Genomic DNA, 16,353 nt, shown 5'->3' with positions numbered 1-16,353 from the left:
TATTAATCCACTAAGTCAAAGGGCCGGTCTGCGCCGCAAAACCCCAATTAATCCGCATTGAAGGCGTTGGGTATCCATTCTAACTGGCTACCGGTAATGGCCAAAACATCAAAACGGCAAGATGATGTGTCAAAACTGGCTCCGCGCCCCGCCAGCCAGACGGCGGCGGCGTGCAGCAACCGCTGTTGTTTGCGAAAGGTGACGCTGGCGGCCGCGCCGCCGAAGGCGTCGTTGCGGCGGTAGCGCACTTCGACGAATACCCAGGTAGTGCCGTCGCGCATGATGAGGTCGAGCTCACCGCCGCGCACCGCGACGTTGGCGGCGCAGAAGGTGAGCCCGGCGTGTTCCAGGTGACGGCGGGCCAGTAACTCGTAGCCCGCCCCGGAGGCGCGTGGGTTCAAGAGACCGGAACGACCGTACCCTGACGGTATTGCAGCCAAGGCAGCTTGCGGTTGATCACGCAGTTCGGCGATGCGCTCAGCGTACCGGTGGTGCCGGAAACCTGGAAACCCGGCAGCTGGCGCATTTCAGCAAAGTGGTTGGCCAATGTCCAGGCATCCATCCCCATTGCATACAGGCGCACCAGCGAGTAATCGTTGCGGAAGCGCGCGCTGGCCTGCTGCAGCAGCTGAGGGTTTGAGCCGGCCAGCAGCGGGATATCGCTGAACTGCAGGCCTTCCATTTCCAGACGGAAGTCCGGGCCGGCGCCGGCCTGGTAGCTGCGCGAGCTGGCGTACATCGCCGGTTTGCCGCGCGAGCTGGTGGCCATGTCGATCATCGGTTTGATCAGCGTCAGTTGGGACTGGGTAGCGACGATATACACCGCGTCGACGCTGCCGCCGGTGGCGGCGGGCACGTCGCTCGGCGGCGCAGGAATGGTCAGCCCGGCGATGGTGACGCTCTGCGGCGCCGGGGCGCTCGACATCGGCGTGCCGGTCATGCGGATGCCGCCGCTGTTCACCATCTGGCGCAGCTCGCCGGCAGAGCCGATGTCCTGACGCAGCACGGTTTGCCCGCCTTGTTTCTGCCATTCCTGGTTAAAGGCCTTGGCGACGCGATCGCCGAAGGCGCCGCGCGGCACCAGCAGCAGCGGTTGACGCTTCTGCTGTTCCCAGATGTGGCGGGCGGCGTCGCGCGCTTCATCTTCCGGCGACAGGGCGAAGTAACAGATGTTCAGGTTGTCCTTCGGCGTTTCCGGCTGGTTGAGCGCCAGCACGTTCAGCGTGGTGGTGCTGGCGGACAGCTGATCGACGTTCTCTTTGAGCAGCGGCCCGACCACCAGAGTAGCGCCATCCTGCTGCGCCTGGCTCAGCAAGGCGGCCAGCGGCTGGCTGGTGGTGTCGTACACTTTGACCTGCGCATTAGCGGCCTGCAGCGGCGTTATCGGCGCGCTGGACGGTGCAGCGGGTTGCGCGGCGGTCACGGCCGGCTGGCTCTCTTGCGCCGAAGGGCTGACGGCGCCGTTGGCGTTGATGTCACCCGCTGCGGCCTGATCGGCCGGCGCCGTTTGGGCCGGTGCGCTGGCAGGTTGCGCGGCTTGAGGTTGCGGCGCCGGCATGGAACCGCCGTTTTTCGCCGCTTCGAAGCCTTGCTGGATGGCGTCGGCGAACACTTTCGCCTGGCCGTTCAACGGCAGCAGCAGGGCGATTTTCGAGGTGGAGGCCTGAGTGAAGTTCAGCACCTGGTTCAGGCGAGCCGGCAGCGTTTTGGCTGCCGGGTTCTTCGGATAACGGTTCTGCCAATCTTTGATGCCGGCCTTCAGCAGATCGGGATCCTGCTTGTTGTCCTGATAGACGCGCAGCAGATCCAGCCAGCCTTGCAGCACGTTCTCGTCGGCGTTGATCACCAGGCTGTTCATCTCCTGCGGCGTCAGCTGCAGCAGGGCCTGCCAGGTTTGATCCAGATTGTCCTGGTGCGGTTTGCCGGTCAGCAACGGCTCCTGAGCGATATAGGCGCGGATCAATGGCAGCGACGCTTTGCCTTGATTGGCGGCGATCTGCGCCTGGTAGTAGCGCACCTTCTGATTCGGCGACAGCGCACCGCTGTCCAGGTGGCCCAGCGTGCTGCGGGCGCTGACGTAGCTCTTGTTGGCGATCTGCAGTTCGGCGGTCAGCAACTGGCGCTCAGTCTGCTGTGCGCCGCTGAGGTTTTTCGGCAGCTGATTCAACTGGTCGCCGGCCTGCGGCAGTTTTCCTTCGCGCAGCAAGGCGCGAATAGCAAGTAATTGCCAGTCAGCCTTGTTATCATCGCTGCTTTGCTGCAACTGCTGCAGGTAGTAATCGGAGCTGGCGCTCGCTTCGTCCTGTATATTGGCGGGCGGCGTTTGCGGGGCCCGACTTGGACAGCCTGCCAGGAAAAGGGCGGCCGCGATGACTGCGGTAAGTCGGACAGGCTTGGAACGCCCTGCTTTGGTACGAACGAATGTTGAGGAAAGCATACTGTATCCAGTGATGTTTTTTTCAAGATGCTCAATATTAAATCGGCAACCCGGATGAAACAATGAATCAACACCAACAATCAGTCATTTCTGCATCAACGCTGTATGTGGTGCCCACCCCCATCGGCAATCTGGGCGATATCACTCACCGTGCGTTAGAGGTACTGAAAAGCGTTGATCTGATCGCGGCGGAAGACACGCGCCATACCGGATTGCTGCTGCAACACTTCGCGATCAACGCGCGTCTGTTCGCGCTGCATGACCACAACGAACAGCAAAAGGCCGATCAGCTGCTGGCGAAACTGCAGGAAGGCCAGAGCATCGCGCTGGTGTCCGACGCCGGCACGCCGCTGATCAACGATCCCGGTTATCACCTGGTGCGCCGCTGCCGCGAGGCCGGCATTCGCGTGGTGCCGCTGCCGGGCGCCTGCGCCGCCACCACCGCGCTGTGCGCTGCGGGTGTCGCTTCCGACCGCTTCTGCTACGAAGGCTTCCTGCCGGCGAAAACCAAGGGGCGCAAGGATACGCTGATGGCGCTGGCGGAGGAACCGCGCACGCTGATTTTCTACGAATCCACTCACCGTCTGCTGGAAAGTCTGCAGGACATGGTCACCGTTTGGGGCCCGCAGCGTTATGTCGTGCTGGCGCGCGAGCTGACCAAAACCTGGGAATCTATCCACGGCGCGCCGGTGGGCGAGCTGCTGGCGTGGGTGCAGGAAGATGAAGTGCGCCGCCGCGGTGAGATGGTGCTGATCGTCGAAGGCCACAAAGCGCAGGAGGATGCGTTGCCGCTCGAGGCGCTGCGCACGCTGGCGCTGCTGCAAAAAGAGCTGCCGTTGAAAAAGGCGGCGGCGCTGGCGGCGGAAATCCACGGCGTGAAGAAAAATGCGTTGTATAAGCACGCGCTGGAGCAACAACAGCCGTAAAGCGGTTGACCTGCCGCCGCCGCAACGCTACTATCCGCGCCGGAGTTGACCAGACAGTCGCCGCTTCATTGCCGTCCTCTTCGGGGAGACAGATGGAGGGGAGGAAAGTCCGGGCTCCATAGGGCAGGGTGCCAGGTAACGCCTGGGAGGCGCAAGCCTACGACTAGTGCAACAGAGAGCAAACCGCCGATGGCCCGCGCAAGCGGGATCAGGTAAGGGTGAAAGGGTGCGGTAAGAGCGCACCGCGCGGCTGGCAACAGTTCGTGGCACGGTAAACTCCACCCGGAGCAAGGCCAAATAGGGGTTCACATGGTACGGCCCGTACTGAACCCGGGTAGGCTGCTTGAGCCAGTGAGCGATTGCTGGCCTAGAGGAATGACTGTCCACGACAGAACCCGGCTTACCGGTCAACTCCCTCGACAAAAGAAAACCCCGCGCAACGCCAGTTGCGCGGGGTTTTTCGTTTTCCGGCCGGCCTTACACCGGCAGGTCAATCAACAGCGCGCGCAGCGGCGTCTCGGCGCGGATCGTCAGGCGATTCTCCTCGCGCACGAAGGCGCCGTCGCCGCAGGTCAGGCGCTGTTCCTCGTGGCGCTCGCCGGTGGCGGCGATGGTACCGTGTATCGACTGCAGATAAGCGCGCGGCCCATTAATCGTCAGCGTGTGTTCTTCGCCCGGCTGCAGATCGAGATGATGGATCCAGACCTGCTGGCGCAGCTGCAGGCTGCCCTGCGCGCCGTCAGGCGAGGCCAGCAGCAGGTTGCCTGCAGTCGGCAGCGTCAGACGTTGCACCCGCTCGTTGTTGCGTTCCGGGCAGGCATCCAGCCACAGCTGCAGACGAGTCAGCGGCGTATCGCTGCTGACGTTCTGTTCGCTGTAGCTCAGGCTTGGCTGGGTGGCCAACAGCAGCGCTTCGCCGGCTTTGGCGCGTGCGGTGTTGCCGTCGCTGTCGCGGTATTCCGCCTCGCCTTGCAGGATCAGGTTCAGGATATCGACGCTGGGATAGGTGCGCGGCTGGAACGACGCGCCCGGCGCCAGCACCTCCTGATTCAGCACGCGCAGCGACGCGTAGCCCATCAGTTTGGGATCGAAGTAATGACCAAAGGAAAAGGTGTAGCGAGCCTGCAGCCAACCAAAGTCAGCTTGCCCGCATTGTTGTGCTGTTCTGCATGTAATCATGGCAATCGGCTCTCTAAATTCATTATCCAAATGGTAAGCATCTGGACGTCGGATTGTTAGCCAGTTAATCTGGTCGGCATATTCAAATTTCCTGACAGAGGGATGCGATGGCCAGAGATCGGGCGCTCACGCTTGAGGCACTAAGGGTGATGGATGCAATCGACCGGCGCGGCAGTTTCGCCGCGGCCGCCGACGAATTGGGCCGGGTGCCGTCGGCACTCAGCTACACCATGCAAAAATTGGAAGAAGAATTGGACGTGGTGCTGTTCGACCGTTCGGGCCACCGCACCAAGTTCACCAACGTGGGGCGCATGTTGCTGGAACGCGGGCGGGTGCTGCTGGAAGCGGCCGACAAGCTGACCACCGACGCCGAGGCGCTGGCGCGCGGTTGGGAAACTCACCTGACCATCGTCAGCGAAGCGCTGTCGCCGCCGAGCCTGCTGTTCCCGCTGGTGGACAAGCTGGCGCTGAAGGCCAACACCCAGGTGTCGATTTTCACCGAGGTGCTGGCGGGCGCCTGGGAGCGGCTGGAGCAGGGGCGCGCCGACATCGTGATCGCGCCGGACATGCATTTTCGCGCGTCGTCCGAGATCAACACCCGCAAACTGTATAAGGTGATGAGCGTTTATGTCGCCGCGCCGGATCATCCTATCCACCTGGAGCCGGAGCCGCTTTCCGAAGTGACCCGCGTGAAATACCGCGGCATCGCGGTGGCGGATACCGCTCGTGAGCGCCCGGTGTTGACCGTACAGCTGCTGGATAAGCAGCAGCGTCTGACGGTGAGCACCATTGAAGATAAACGTCTGGCGCTGCTGGCCGGGTTGGGGGTGGCGACCATGCCGTATCCGATGGTGGAGAAAGATATCGAGGCCGGGCGGCTGCGCGTGGTGGGGCCGGAATACAGCCGCGAAGCCGATATCATCATGGCCTGGCGGCGCGACAGCATGGGGGAGGCGAAAGCCTGGTTCCTGCGCGAAATTCCGCGCCTGTTCGCGCAGCGTTAAGTCGGTTGGATGACATCCCCTTGCCGGGCGGCAAGGGGATTTTTTTCGCCTTAACCGAAGCGCTGGTCGCGGCCGTGCGGCTCGTCCAGATCCTGCGCCGGCCCGATGGAAATGATGCCGTGCGGGTTGATGGTGGCGTGGCTGCGGTAGTAGTGGTTGCGAATGTGCGGCAGGCTGACCGTCTCGTCGATGCCCGGCATCTGGTAGATGTCGCGCAGGAAGCCGTACAGGTTGAGGTAGTCGCTGATGCGGTGTTTATCGCACTTGAAGTGGGTGACGTACACCGGATCGAAACGCACCAGCGTGGTCCACAGACGCAGGTCGGCTTCGCTCAGCCGATCGCCGGTCAGGTAGCGATGCTGCCCCAGGATCTGCTCCAGGCGCTCCAGCGCGTTGAATACCCCGTTGACCGCTTCGTCATAGGCTTCCTGGCTGGTGGCAAAACCGGCTTTGTACACGCCGTTGTTCACTTGATCGTAAATCCAACCGTTCAGCTCATCGATCTTGCCGCGCAGCGCGGTCGGGTAGTAGTCGCCTGCCCGAGCGCCGACGCCGTCAAATGCGCTGTTGAACATGCGGATGATGTCGGCGGATTCATTGCTGACGATGGTTTGCCGCTGTTTATCCCACAGCACCGGCACGGTCACGCGCCCGCTGTAGTGCGGATCGGCCCGCAGGTAGATCTGGTACAGGAAGTCGGCGTGATACAGCGGATCGCCGGTGGTTTCCGGAAAATCCTGGCCGAAGGTCCAGCCGTTTTCCAGCATCAGCGGGTGCACCACCGAGACCGGAATGATCTGCTCCAGCCCTTTCAGTTTGCGCATCAGCAGCGTGCGATGCGCCCAAGGGCAGGCGAGAGAAACATAAAGGTGATAACGGCCCGCTTCGGCCTGGAAGCCGCCCACGCCGTGTTCGCCCGGCTGACCGTCGGCGGTCACCCAATTGCGAAACTGAGCGGTTGAACGTTTGAAACGGCCGCCGGTAGATTTGGTGTCATACCAGATGTCTTGCCAAACGCCATCGACGAGTTGTCCCATGGGAATCTCCTTGGTGTCCGAGTTAAAAAACGACAGAGCCCGGCATGCCGGGCCCTGAATGACAGTTTAGATTACCATTTCTTGTTCAGAAGACGGTCGATGCTGAAGCCGCCCGGGCCTGCGACCGCCAACACGATGAAGCCGCCGGCGATGGTCAGGTTTTTCATGAACATCAGCTGGTTTACGCCTTCCGCAAAGTCAGTGTGGAACAGCAGCGCGGTCAGGATGGTGAAACCGGCAGTGAACAGCGCCACGGTGCGGGTCAGGAAACCGAACAGGATCGCCAGACCGCCGCCAAATTCCAGCAGGATGGTCAGCGGCAGCAAGAAGCCAGGCACGCCCATCGATTGCATGTACTGTTGGGTACCGGCATATGCGTCACCCATTTTGCCGTAGCCTGCCACGATAAACAGGATTGGCATCAGAATACGAGCAACCAACAAACCTGTATCTTCTAATTTTTTCATCATCTACTCCAAAGTGTTTTTGTGCGCCTGTTCGGCGGTAGTCATATCAACGGGCGGCGTAGCGGGTCTCTGACCCTGTCCGCTCCGTATCGTATTGATGGAGTGAATGTTAAGCGGGAAGTGCTCAGGTTGTTAGCAAGTAAAACTGTCGTAATTTTTCAAAAAATCTGAATCTTTAGCGTGCTAATAAAATGCCGCCGATCAGCAGGTTGCCCGGCCCCGGGGTTGGACGCGTTGTATCAAGGGAGAAAATGCGGGCAGAGCAACAGGAGGTTTGAAGGAAAGACTAAGCGGCTTACTTGGCGGAAAACGTCTTTTTAAACAGACGGATAGCGCTCCATGCGCCGAAAGCGCGACGCGACCAGCGGATCATCTTGCTGGGATGGCGGATGCCGTACAGCGCCATGACGCTGGAACCGAGCACCAGATAGCGGCGCAGGCCAAACACCGTTTGCCAGCCGCGGTCGATGCGTTCGGTCTTTTCCAGCCACAGAGACTTGTGTTCGGCCAGATCCAGACGCTGTTGCTGGATCTGCCGAATCAGCCTCTCTTTTTTCCATTCCAGATAGCGGCGGCGGCTCATGGCTCGCGCTCCAGTTCGGCGCGGTCGAGTTCCAGCTGTTTGCGCGTGGCACCGAGCAGCGTGGTGCGACGGGCCTTGACCAGCGTCCAGATGGTGCCGACCACGGCGAGGAACAGCAGCACGCCGGTTGTCGCGCCCAGCGCCACCAGCCGGTAGACCGGATCGATGGCCCAGAAGATCAGGATCAGCAGGCTCATCAAACCGAAGGCGGTGAACAGCAGCGTCATGCCGGCCATGATCAGCAGCTGAATGAGGTTGGCTTTCTCCTCTTCCAGCTCGACCACTGCCAGCCGGACGCGGGTTTCCACCATGCCGACCAGGATCGTGATGATGCGCTGACCGATATCCAGGACCCCTTTAGCGGGGCCCTGCGCGCGCACTTGCGGTTGTTCAGCCATGATTAACGACGCGCGAGCAGCACGCCCAACACGACGCCGACCGCCGCGCCGATACCGATGCCGGTCCACGGGTTGTCGCGCACGTAGTCGTCGGCCTGGCCGGCGATCTGCTTGGTTTGCGAAGCCAGCTTGTCACCGGCGTCGCTCAGGCGAGCGCGGGTCTCTTTCAGCGCGCCTTCCGCTTTCGAGCGCAGCTTCTCCAGCTCGGCTTTCGGCTTGTCGGTGGAGGAGTTCAGCACTTCCTCCAGCGTATCGGCTAAGGACTTCAGTTCAGCGCGTAAGTTTTCTGCATTTGAATCATGTGCCATGTGATTATTCCTTAACGTTTATTTCGACAGACTTTTAACATAGCGGATTTTTTCGCCGGAGCAAAGGGGTGATGGCCAGCAGATAACACCAGACATCAATTTCATATGCTTAAGAAATCCCGTGTGATGGGGCTCTCATCGATAAATCCGCTGGTGTGAAAAAATTATTCCGCCTGGGCGCGTTTCAACTCAGCCTGCGCTTCCGCCAGCTTTTGCTGCTTCTTGGCGACCTTGTCCAGCTTGCCGGTTTGCTGCGTTTCTTTCAGTTCCTGCCGGCGCTCGTCGACCTTGCGCTGTTTCTCTGCGATGTTTTTTTGGCGTTCGGCCTGCAGGCCGGCTTCGGTGCAGTGAGTCTGCACTTCGCTCAGCGCTTTTTTTAGCCCGTCCACGCGGTGGGTGTTACCGTGCTGGGTGGCGTAGTCGATTTGCTGTTGGATGTTTTGCGCTTTGGCGGCACAACCGCCCTCAGCGGCCGCAGCGAGGGCCGGCAGCGTGCAGAGAGGCAACAGCAGTAACAGGGAGTGGCGTAATTTCATCTTTCAGTTCCTTTTCATGGGGTACCTGAACAGGCACCCGCTTTCCTGGCTGCCGAAGGTGGCAGCGCGAGAGGAGGGCGTTCATTGCCGGCTGAAGTTATCCTTCAGCATAGTCATGAAACCGGCGTGCCCCCAAAGAATCAGCCGTGACTCAGTGCTGACTGATTAATTCTTGAGCTAATCGGTGCGAATGAAAATGAAGATAATGGCAGTGAAAGGAAACCCCTTCATCTGAAGGGGGATTATCCCAGATTGAGTGGGGAACGCGCAAATTCGCGCACCCAATGCGATGGCACGGGGGATTCGCTCAACGCGATGTGGTAACCGGGCGGCAGGATGGTTTGCAGCGCTTCGCGCGCCAGCAACTGCTGCTCCGGCGAATCCAAACGGATGACCAGGCCATCACCTTCCGGCGTGATGCTTTTGATGCGGATGCCGCGCTCATCCAGGCGCTGGTAGACGTAAAAGCCGTCGGGCAGCGACAGCCCTTGCTGGCTGGCGCGAATGCGCAGCTCGCTCTCGGTGCGCACCATACAGGGCACCAGCAGCGTCGCCAACGCCAGTAGGGCGAGCGCGATCATCAAGACGTATTGCCAGCGCGGGCGCTTTGCTGTCACGCCCCTTTCCCCGGGTTCTGGCCGCTGGCGCGTTTCTTGCGCCACAGCACGATCAGCGAGCCGACCAGCCCAACCACCAGCAACACCAGCGGCAACATCATCAGGCAGAACATCAGCTGATCTTCATACTTGCGGAACACCGGGGTTTTCCCGAGGGCGAAGCCCAGCGTCGTCAGGATCAAGACCCACAGCAGGCCGCTCATCCAGTTGAAGAACTGGAAGCGCGCGTTGTTCAGGCCGGACAGGCCAGCGATGGTTGGTAGCAGGGTGCGCACGAAGGCCAGGAAGCGGCCGACCAGCAGGGCGGAAAGGCCGTGGCGGTGGAACAGGTTATGCGCACGCTGATGGTAGTGAGCCGGCAGATGCGAAAGCCAGCCTTGCACCGTTCGCGTATTGCCGAGCCACCGGCCCTGTATATAGCTGACCCAGCAGCCCAGGCTGGCGGCGACGGTCAGGATAACGATGGTCAATGGGAAGCCCATGGTGCCTTTGGCGATCAGCACGCCGACCAGGATCAGCAGGCTGTCGCCCGGCAGGAAAGCGGCCGGCAGCAGCCCGTTTTCCAAAAACAGGATCATGAACAGCAGGATGTAGAGGGTCCACACCAGCGAAGGGTTCGCCAGCGTCTCAAAATCCTGCTGCCATAAGGCATGTATCAGTTCTTTAATGATATCCATCCGGTGTTCCTAAAACGTCATTGTTTATTTTTATCTCAGCGGTGGAACGGGCGTGGGCTGAAAACGCGCGGCGATCCTGAATGCTGATAACGATGAAACGGCGTTGCTTTAAGGTTTCTAAGCGGTGCGACACCGGTCATAGGTGGTAAGTCAGCGTGCCACGGTACTGCATGTTACTTTCTTTCCAGCCGGCCTGCCGACTCTGTTGCCTGGAGGCGTCCAGCATCCCGTCGACCTGGGCAAGCCGGTTGGGAGCCGGCGTGTCCTGGCGGGGGAAGCGAATTCGGTAGCCCGGCTCTGCGGCCAGGGTATAGACCGGCACCGGCAGGGAGGAGGCGAGCAGCGAGCCGGAGAAAGAGTGCGCTCTGGGCAGCAGCAGCGGCAACTTGCCGGGGGCTTTGCGGCGCGCTTCGGCCGGCGCCCGATACACCTGATCATAGGGGGAAAGCGCCGGCTCCGCCAACAGCGGCAGGCTGCTCAGCGCGCTGGGGGTGGGCTTGGGTGACGCCACGCATAGCTGTGGGCCGGAGACCGAACCGGTCCAGCAGAAAACAGCAATCAGCATGGCAAACAACCAGCGCATTTATTCGCGTCCCGCCCCCGCAGCAATGGGTAAAAAAGTGGGCTAACTCTACCAAAATAGCACGATTGGCAACAGGGAAATCTACGTTGCCGACGGTGAAATAGTACACGGCAAACGGCGGTTCCGGCATCGATTCAGCGGATTTTACATTACCTGACATAAGCCGACGGTTTTTGACCGCCGTGGCTATTTCGGCTCGTGGCCCACGCCATCCAGATGCACCACCGGATTCTCGGCGAACAGGTAGCGATCGGCGTTGTATTCGAAGTCGTCGCTGGTGGCGTTGAACAGCATCTGCTTGGTGTTTTCCAGGTGCTGCCACATCGCCAGTTTGGCGGCGTAAGGATCTTTGCGCATCAGCGCCTTGAGGATCTGATCGTGATCGTCGCACCAGCTGGCGATCGAACGTTCGTCGATATGCTCGTGCAGTTTCTTCCAGTAAGGGTTGTTGACCCGCTGCACCCACATTTTTTCCACGATGGTGGCCATGGCGGTGTTCTGGGTGGCCAGCGCCACCTGCACGTGGAACTTCAGATCCCACTGCGAGTCGCGGAAACGATCCTCTTTGCGGGCATGCTCCTGGATCTCCATCAGTTGCACGATATCCTGCTTGGTCACCTGGGTGGCGGCAAATTCGGCGATGTTGCTTTCTATCAGTTGGCGCGCCTGCAGCAGCTCAAACGGGCCGGCGGTGGCGAACTCGATGCTGTCGCCCGGCACCACCAGGTGTTTTTGCTGGTTGGACACCACGTGGATCCCGGATCCCTTGCGCACGTCCACATAGCCTTCGACTTCCAGCATGATGATCGCCTCGCGCACCACGGTGCGGCTGACATTCATCTCTTCGGCGATGTATCGCTCGGCCGGCAGCTTGTCGCCTACCGGATAACGGCCGCTTTCGATGCGTTGCTTCAGCTCGGCGGCCAGTTGCTGATACAGGCGTCTGGTTTCAGTGAATTCCATAGTGAATGCTCTATACGGTGCGGTGGGAAGGGGCGCGTGGCCATCGGATTTGTTATACCACTTATTCGGCACCGCTGCCAGAGGAGCAAGGGGCCCGGCGCAGCGGCCGGGCGGGGGATCAGCTGCGCGCCGGGGTGGGCTGCAGCGCGGCGGGTTGCGGTTCGGTGGCCGGGCGGTTTTGCAACACCGTCCAGATGACGATGGCGCCGAGAATGTCGAAGACCGACAGCGCGGCGAACAGTGGGCTGAAGCCGAGGGTGTCCGCCAGGGCGCCGACCACCAGGGCGAACAGCGTGCTGGCGGTCCAGGCCGCCATGCCGGTCAGCCCGTTGGCGGTCGCCACCTCATTGCGGCCGAACACGTCGGAAGAGAGGGTGATCAACGCGCCGGACAGCGCCTGATGGGCGAAGCCCCCGACGCACAGCAGCGCGATAGCCGCGTAAGGGCTGGTGAACAGGCCGATCATGCCGGGGCCGATCATCAACACCGCCCCCATCGTCACCACCAGCTTGCGTGAGACGATCAGGTTGACCTTGAAATACTTCTGGAACAGCGGTGGCAGATAACCGCCGACGATGCAGCCGAGATCGGCAAACAGCATCGGCATCCAGGCGAACATGGCGATCTCTTTCAGGTTAAAGCCGTAGGCCTTGAACATGAACAGCGGGATCCAGGCGTTGAAGGTGCCCCACGCCGGCTCCGCGAGAAAGCGCGGCAACGCGATGCCCCAGAACTGGCGATTGCGCACGATCTGCCAGGCGGACATCTTTTTGGCGTTAGAGGTCTGGTGCTGCGCTTCCTGGCCTTCGAGGATGTAACGGCGTTCTTCCTGGCTCAGTTTCTTCTGATCTTTCGGGTGTTTGTAGAACAGCAGCCAGCAGATGGCCCAGATCAGGCTCAGCACGCCGGTGATAATGAACGCCATCTCCCAGCTGTGCGCGACGATGGCCCATACCACCAGCGGCGGGGCGATCATGCCGCCGATCGACGAGCCCACGTTGAAATAGCCGACGGCGATCGAACGCTCTTTGGCCGGAAACCATTCGCTGCTGGCCTTCAGCCCGGCGGGGATCATTGCCGCTTCCGCCATGCCGACCGCGCCGCGCGCCAACGCCAGCCCGCCCCAACTGTTGGCCAGTGCGGTACCCATGCAGAACAGCGCCCACAGAATGGCGAACATGGCGTAGCCGACCTTGGTGCCCAGCACGTCCAGCACGTAGCCCGCCACCGGTTGCATCACGGTGTAGCACGCGGAGTAGGCGGCGACGATATAGGAATACTGTTGGGTGGTGATGTGCAGCGTATCTTCCAGCGTCGGCGCCGCCACGGCAATGGCGTTGCGGGTCAGGTAACCCAGCACGGTGCCGATGGTCACCAGTCCGATCATGTACCAGCGTAACCCTTTAATTTTACGCATCCGAAGTGTCTCCCCGTTTGAAGGTGTGGCCGTCGATGCGGCTGGCGAGACAATAACCTGTCATACAGGTTTAAAGGTTGAGTGATATCACAAAAGGAATTATTCGCCTGAGCAATACTGTGGTCGGTGAAATAGGGCATTTTTGCCGGTAAATTGAGCGAAAAAGGGCGTAGAGAGAGGATGAACGGCAGACCTCGGGAAAAATCTGCTGGACGCTAGTGAAAATTGGTGTGATAACTTTTGTGATTCGAACCCCGTGCCGCACGGCAAGTAAGGAGCCCGAGATGGCGACGTTTTTGAGCGAAGATTTCCTGCTGGACAGCGAATTTGCCCGGCGCTTGTATCACGATTACGCGGCGCAGCAGCCGATTTTTGATTATCACTGTCATTTGCCGCCGCAGCAGATCGCGGAGAATACCCGCTTCAGCAACCTGTACGATATCTGGCTGCGGGGCGATCACTACAAATGGCGGGCGATGCGCACCAACGGCGTGGCGGAGCGGTTGTGCACCGGCGATGCGGGCGATCGCGAGAAATTCGACGCCTGGGCCGCCACGGTGCCGCACACCATCGGCAACCCGCTCTATCACTGGACGCATCTGGAGCTGCGCCGGCCGTTCGGCATCACGGATACGCTGTTGTCGCCGGCCACGGCGGATGAAATCTGGCAGCGCGGCAATGCGCTGCTGGCGCAGGATGAGTTTCGCGCACGTGGCATCATGCAGCAAATGAACGTGAAAATGGTCGGCACCACCGACGATCCGATCGACGATCTGCGCCATCATCGGGCGATCGCCGAGGATCATAGCTTCGATATCAAGGTGCTGCCGAGCTGGCGGCCGGACAAAGCTTTCACTATCGATGCGTCCGGCTTCAACGACTATCTGCGGCAGCTGGAGGCGGCGGCGGACACCGCCATCGGCCGCTTCAGCGCGCTGTGCGACGCCCTGTACAAGCGCATGGATCACTTCGCCGCTCACGGTTGCAAAGTGGCCGATCATGCGCTGGACGTGGTGGTGTTTGGCGAGGCCGATGAAGCGGCGCTGGATGCGATCCTGCTGCGCCGCCTGAACGGCGAGCTGCCGACGCCGGAACAGAGCGCCCAGTTCAAAAGCGCTGTGCTGCTGTTTTTGGCCGGCGAATACCGGCGCCGAGGCTGGGTGCAGCAGTATCACATCGGCGCGCTGCGCAATAACAACAGCCGCATGTTGGCCGCCGTCGGGCCGGATATCGGCTTCGACTCGATCAACGACCGGCCGCTGGCGGAACCGCTGTCGCGGCTGCTGGATGCTCAGGCGCGGCAGGGCGGTCTGCCAAAAACCATTCTCTATTGCCTCAATCCGCGCGATAACGAAGTGATCGGCACCATGATCGGCAATTTTCAGGGGGAAGGCACGCCGGGCAAGATGCAGTTCGGCTCCGGTTGGTGGTTCAACGATCAGAAGGACGGCATGCAGCGCCAAATGACGCAGCTGGCCCAGCTCGGGTTGCTGAGCCGCTTCGTCGGCATGCTGACCGACAGTCGCAGCTTCCTGTCGTATACGCGGCATGAATACTTCCGCCGCATCCTTTGCCAGATGATCGGCCGCTGGGTGGTGGACGGCGAAGCGCCGGCGGATATCGCGCTGCTGGGCGAGATGGTGAAAAACATCTGCTTCGACAACGCCAAAAACTATTTCGCCATCGAACTGGCGTAGCCGTTATCCGGGACTGGTTTATGCAAAGTACGATAAAGATTCACGAGCAGGATAACGTGGCGGTGGCGCTGCGCGATCTGGCCGCCGGAGAAATGCTTGAGTTGGACGGGGAGCGCATTCAGCTGGCGCAGCCGGTGGCGCGCGGGCACAAGTTTGCGCTCGGCCCGATCGCCGAGGGCGAAGACATCATCAAATACGGCCAGCCGATCGGCCATGCGCTCGCGGCCATTGCGCCTGGGGAGCACATTCATTCGCAAAACGTCAAAACCAACCTGAGCGATCTGGACAGCTACCGTTACCAGCCGCAGTTCCCAAGGTTGCCGCCGCAGGCGGCGGATCGCGAGGTGCAGCTGTACCGCCGGGCCGGCGGCGACGTGGGGATCCGCAACGAGCTGTGGATCGTGCCGACCGTCGGCTGCGTCAACGGCATCGCCCGTCAGATCCAACAGCGCTTTTTGCAGCAAACGCAGGCGGAGGGGATCGACGGCGTGCATCTGTTCAGCCATCCGTTCGGCTGCTCGCAGCTGGGGCAGGATCATGCCAACACCCGCATCATGCTGCAGAACATGGCGCGCCATCCCAATGCCGGCGCGGTGCTGGTGATCGGGTTGGGATGCGAGAACAATCAGGTAGATGCTTTTCGCGCCACGCTGGGGATGGCGGACGAGCGGCGGCTGCGCTTTATGGTGTGCCAACAACAGGACGACGAGGTGGAAGCCGGGCTGGCGCTGTTGCACGAGCTGTACCGGGAGATGCGCCACGATCGCCGCGAGCCGGGCCGCCTGAGCGAGTTGAAGTTCGGCCTGGAGTGCGGCGGTTCGGACGGATTGTCGGGTATCACCGCCAACCCGCTGCTGGGGCGCTTTTCCGACTATGTGATAGCCAACGGCGGCACCACGGTGCTGACCGAAGTGCCGGAGATGTTCGGTGCCGAGCGCATTCTGATGAGCCGCTGCCGCGATGGGGAGACCTTCGAAAAAACCGTCGATATGATCAACGATTTCAAACGCTATTTCATCGCCCATCAACAGCCAATTTATGAGAATCCGTCGCCGGGCAACAAGGCCGGTGGCATCACCACGCTGGAGGAGAAGTCGCTTGGCTGCACCCAAAAAGCGGGGCTAAGCCAGGTGGTAGACGTGCTGAAATACGGCGAGCGGCTGCGTGTGCCGGGGCTGAATCTGCTCAGCGCGCCGGGCAACGATGCGGTGGCGACCAGCGCGCTGGCCGGCGCCGGCTGCCATATGGTGCTGTTCAGCACCGGGCGCGGCACGCCGTACGGCGGCTTTGTGCCGACGGTGAAGCTGGCGACCAACAGCGAGCTGGCGGCGAAGAAACCGCATTGGATCGATTTCGACGCCGGCGGCCTGGTTCACGGCGTGGCGATGGAGACCTTGCTCGGCTGCTTCGTCGATCTGATCGTCGAGATCGCCAACGGCCGCCCGGCGCGCAATGAAGCCAACGATTTCCGCGAGCTGGCGATCTTTAAAAGCGGGGTGACGCTCTAAAGCTGACAAAAAAGGC

The 16,353-nt window shown here is 61.0% G+C and carries 18 protein-coding genes and 1 other RNA gene; 5 read left to right on the top strand and 14 right to left on the bottom strand.

The window, feature by feature from the left end; translation table 11 throughout:
- Positions 1-47: 47 nt before the first annotated feature.
- Together BVU99_RS01200 and BVU99_RS01195 are read right to left on the bottom strand one after the other, a co-directional pair.
- Positions 48-401, bottom strand: a complete 354-nt coding sequence (locus BVU99_RS01200) for a YraN family protein (protein ID WP_015379164.1) — start codon at positions 399-401, stop codon at positions 48-50.
- Entirely contained in the window at positions 398-2,437 is a 2,040-nt protein-coding gene (locus tag BVU99_RS01195; protein WP_043141990.1) for a penicillin-binding protein activator, read from the bottom strand. The genes BVU99_RS01200 and BVU99_RS01195 overlap by 4 nt, the downstream gene beginning before the upstream one ends.
- A gap of 62 nt (positions 2,438-2,499) precedes the next feature.
- Between BVU99_RS01195 and rsmI the strand changes: the two genes are divergently transcribed.
- The gene (gene rsmI / locus BVU99_RS01190) at positions 2,500-3,363 is read left to right on the top strand and encodes a 16S rRNA (cytidine(1402)-2'-O)-methyltransferase (RefSeq protein ID WP_004937108.1); all 864 of its coding nucleotides are present in this window, start codon (positions 2,500-2,502) and stop codon (positions 3,361-3,363) included.
- A 41-nt stretch (positions 3,364-3,404) separates the two neighbouring features.
- An RNA gene (gene rnpB / locus BVU99_RS01185) (RNase P RNA component class A) lies at positions 3,405-3,782 on the top strand.
- 58 nt (positions 3,783-3,840) lie between these two features.
- On the opposite strand, the gene BVU99_RS01180 is transcribed toward rnpB, so the two are convergent.
- Positions 3,841-4,542 (bottom strand): pirin family protein, encoded by a 702-nt coding sequence (locus BVU99_RS01180; protein WP_043141999.1) that lies wholly within the window; start codon positions 4,540-4,542, stop codon positions 3,841-3,843.
- A 107-nt stretch (positions 4,543-4,649) separates the two neighbouring features.
- On the opposite strand from BVU99_RS01180, the gene BVU99_RS01175 reads away from it, so the two are divergent.
- The gene (locus tag BVU99_RS01175; protein ID WP_025304355.1) at positions 4,650-5,546 is read left to right on the top strand and encodes a LysR family transcriptional regulator; all 897 of its coding nucleotides are present in this window, start codon (positions 4,650-4,652) and stop codon (positions 5,544-5,546) included.
- 50 nt (positions 5,547-5,596) lie between these two features.
- On the opposite strand, the gene BVU99_RS01170 is transcribed toward BVU99_RS01175, so the two are convergent.
- The 11 genes from BVU99_RS01170 to BVU99_RS01120 all read right to left on the bottom strand — a co-directional run bounded on the left by BVU99_RS01170 (position 5,597) and on the right by BVU99_RS01120 (position 13,132).
- Positions 5,597-6,583, bottom strand: a complete 987-nt coding sequence (locus tag BVU99_RS01170) for a glutathione S-transferase family protein (RefSeq protein ID WP_099816644.1) — start codon at positions 6,581-6,583, stop codon at positions 5,597-5,599.
- 71 nt (positions 6,584-6,654) lie between these two features.
- A complete protein-coding gene (locus tag BVU99_RS01165) occupies positions 6,655-7,050 on the bottom strand; it encodes a DoxX family protein (RefSeq protein ID WP_004937119.1) in 396 nt (131 codons plus the stop codon).
- A gap of 295 nt (positions 7,051-7,345) precedes the next feature.
- Positions 7,346-7,633 carry a YqjK-like family protein gene (locus tag BVU99_RS01160; RefSeq protein ID WP_004937121.1) on the bottom strand — a complete coding sequence of 96 codons (288 nt, stop codon included), beginning with the start codon at positions 7,631-7,633 and terminating at the stop codon, positions 7,346-7,348.
- Positions 7,630-8,031, bottom strand: a complete 402-nt coding sequence (locus BVU99_RS01155) for a phage holin family protein (protein ID WP_015379160.1) — start codon at positions 8,029-8,031, stop codon at positions 7,630-7,632. Before BVU99_RS01155 ends, BVU99_RS01160 begins: the two co-directional genes overlap by 4 nt.
- 2 nt (positions 8,032-8,033) lie before the next feature.
- On the bottom strand, positions 8,034-8,339 hold the full coding sequence (locus tag BVU99_RS01150) for a YqjD family protein (protein WP_004937125.1): 306 nt from the start codon (positions 8,337-8,339) through the stop codon (positions 8,034-8,036).
- A 164-nt stretch (positions 8,340-8,503) separates the two neighbouring features.
- Positions 8,504-8,875 (bottom strand): DUF1090 domain-containing protein, encoded by a 372-nt coding sequence (locus BVU99_RS01145; RefSeq protein WP_025304353.1) that lies wholly within the window; start codon positions 8,873-8,875, stop codon positions 8,504-8,506.
- Between the two features lie 242 nt (positions 8,876-9,117).
- Positions 9,118-9,492 (bottom strand): EnvZ/OmpR regulon moderator MzrA, encoded by a 375-nt coding sequence (mzrA, locus tag BVU99_RS01140; protein WP_004937130.1) that lies wholly within the window; start codon positions 9,490-9,492, stop codon positions 9,118-9,120.
- Positions 9,489-10,169 carry a DedA family protein gene (locus BVU99_RS01135; RefSeq protein WP_025304352.1) on the bottom strand — a complete coding sequence of 227 codons (681 nt, stop codon included), beginning with the start codon at positions 10,167-10,169 and terminating at the stop codon, positions 9,489-9,491. The genes mzrA and BVU99_RS01135 overlap by 4 nt, the downstream gene beginning before the upstream one ends.
- A 136-nt stretch (positions 10,170-10,305) precedes the next feature.
- Positions 10,306-10,752, bottom strand: coding sequence for a hypothetical protein (locus tag BVU99_RS01130; RefSeq protein WP_025304351.1), 447 nt, complete (start codon positions 10,750-10,752; stop codon positions 10,306-10,308).
- Between the two features lie 186 nt (positions 10,753-10,938).
- Complete coding sequence (gene exuR / locus BVU99_RS01125) at positions 10,939-11,715, bottom strand: transcriptional regulator ExuR (RefSeq protein WP_025304350.1); 777 nt, start codon at positions 11,713-11,715, stop codon at positions 10,939-10,941.
- Positions 11,716-11,833: 118 nt separating this feature from the next.
- Positions 11,834-13,132 (bottom strand): MFS transporter, encoded by a 1,299-nt coding sequence (locus BVU99_RS01120; RefSeq protein ID WP_043142012.1) that lies wholly within the window; start codon positions 13,130-13,132, stop codon positions 11,834-11,836.
- Between the two features lie 284 nt (positions 13,133-13,416).
- Between BVU99_RS01120 and uxaC the strand changes: the two genes are divergently transcribed.
- Both uxaC and BVU99_RS01110 read left to right on the top strand, forming a co-directional pair.
- Positions 13,417-14,829, top strand: a complete 1,413-nt coding sequence (uxaC, locus tag BVU99_RS01115) for a glucuronate isomerase (protein WP_099816643.1) — start codon at positions 13,417-13,419, stop codon at positions 14,827-14,829.
- A gap of 20 nt (positions 14,830-14,849) precedes the next feature.
- Entirely contained in the window at positions 14,850-16,337 is a 1,488-nt protein-coding gene (locus tag BVU99_RS01110; protein WP_099816642.1) for an altronate dehydratase family protein, read from the top strand.
- Positions 16,338-16,353: the final 16 nt, after the last annotated feature.

It is taken from the genome of Serratia sp. OLAL2, from assembly GCF_002752475.1.
In the GTDB taxonomy this organism is placed as follows: domain Bacteria; phylum Pseudomonadota; class Gammaproteobacteria; order Enterobacterales; family Enterobacteriaceae; genus Serratia; species Serratia bockelmannii.
The sequence above is the reverse complement of the archived record's forward strand: the minus strand, read 5'-3'. Positions and strand labels throughout refer to the sequence as shown.

Excerpts from the sequence above, each read along its gene's own strand:
- BVU99_RS01195 (WP_043141990.1), bottom strand. The coding sequence starts at position 2,437 with ATGCTTTCCTCAACATTCGTTCGTACCAAAGCAGGGCGTTCCAAGCCT.
- rsmI (WP_004937108.1), top strand. The coding sequence starts at position 2,500 with ATGAATCAACACCAACAATCAGTCATTTCTGCATCAACGCTGTATGTG.
- BVU99_RS01180 (WP_043141999.1), bottom strand. The coding sequence starts at position 4,542 with ATGATTACATGCAGAACAGCACAACAATGCGGGCAAGCTGACTTTGGT.
- BVU99_RS01175 (WP_025304355.1), top strand. The coding sequence starts at position 4,650 with ATGGCCAGAGATCGGGCGCTCACGCTTGAGGCACTAAGGGTGATGGAT.
- BVU99_RS01170 (WP_099816644.1), bottom strand. The coding sequence starts at position 6,583 with ATGGGACAACTCGTCGATGGCGTTTGGCAAGACATCTGGTATGACACC.
- BVU99_RS01165 (WP_004937119.1), bottom strand. The coding sequence starts at position 7,050 with ATGAAAAAATTAGAAGATACAGGTTTGTTGGTTGCTCGTATTCTGATG.
- BVU99_RS01160 (WP_004937121.1), bottom strand. The coding sequence starts at position 7,633 with ATGAGCCGCCGCCGCTATCTGGAATGGAAAAAAGAGAGGCTGATTCGG.
- BVU99_RS01155 (WP_015379160.1), bottom strand. The coding sequence starts at position 8,031 with ATGGCTGAACAACCGCAAGTGCGCGCGCAGGGCCCCGCTAAAGGGGTC.
- BVU99_RS01150 (WP_004937125.1), bottom strand. The coding sequence starts at position 8,339 with ATGGCACATGATTCAAATGCAGAAAACTTACGCGCTGAACTGAAGTCC.
- BVU99_RS01145 (WP_025304353.1), bottom strand. The coding sequence starts at position 8,875 with ATGAAATTACGCCACTCCCTGTTACTGCTGTTGCCTCTCTGCACGCTG.
- BVU99_RS01135 (WP_025304352.1), bottom strand. The coding sequence starts at position 10,169 with ATGGATATCATTAAAGAACTGATACATGCCTTATGGCAGCAGGATTTT.
- BVU99_RS01130 (WP_025304351.1), bottom strand. The coding sequence starts at position 10,752 with ATGCGCTGGTTGTTTGCCATGCTGATTGCTGTTTTCTGCTGGACCGGT.
- exuR (WP_025304350.1), bottom strand. The coding sequence starts at position 11,715 with ATGGAATTCACTGAAACCAGACGCCTGTATCAGCAACTGGCCGCCGAG.
- BVU99_RS01120 (WP_043142012.1), bottom strand. The coding sequence starts at position 13,132 with ATGCGTAAAATTAAAGGGTTACGCTGGTACATGATCGGACTGGTGACC.
- uxaC (WP_099816643.1), top strand. The coding sequence starts at position 13,417 with ATGGCGACGTTTTTGAGCGAAGATTTCCTGCTGGACAGCGAATTTGCC.
- BVU99_RS01110 (WP_099816642.1), top strand. The coding sequence starts at position 14,850 with ATGCAAAGTACGATAAAGATTCACGAGCAGGATAACGTGGCGGTGGCG.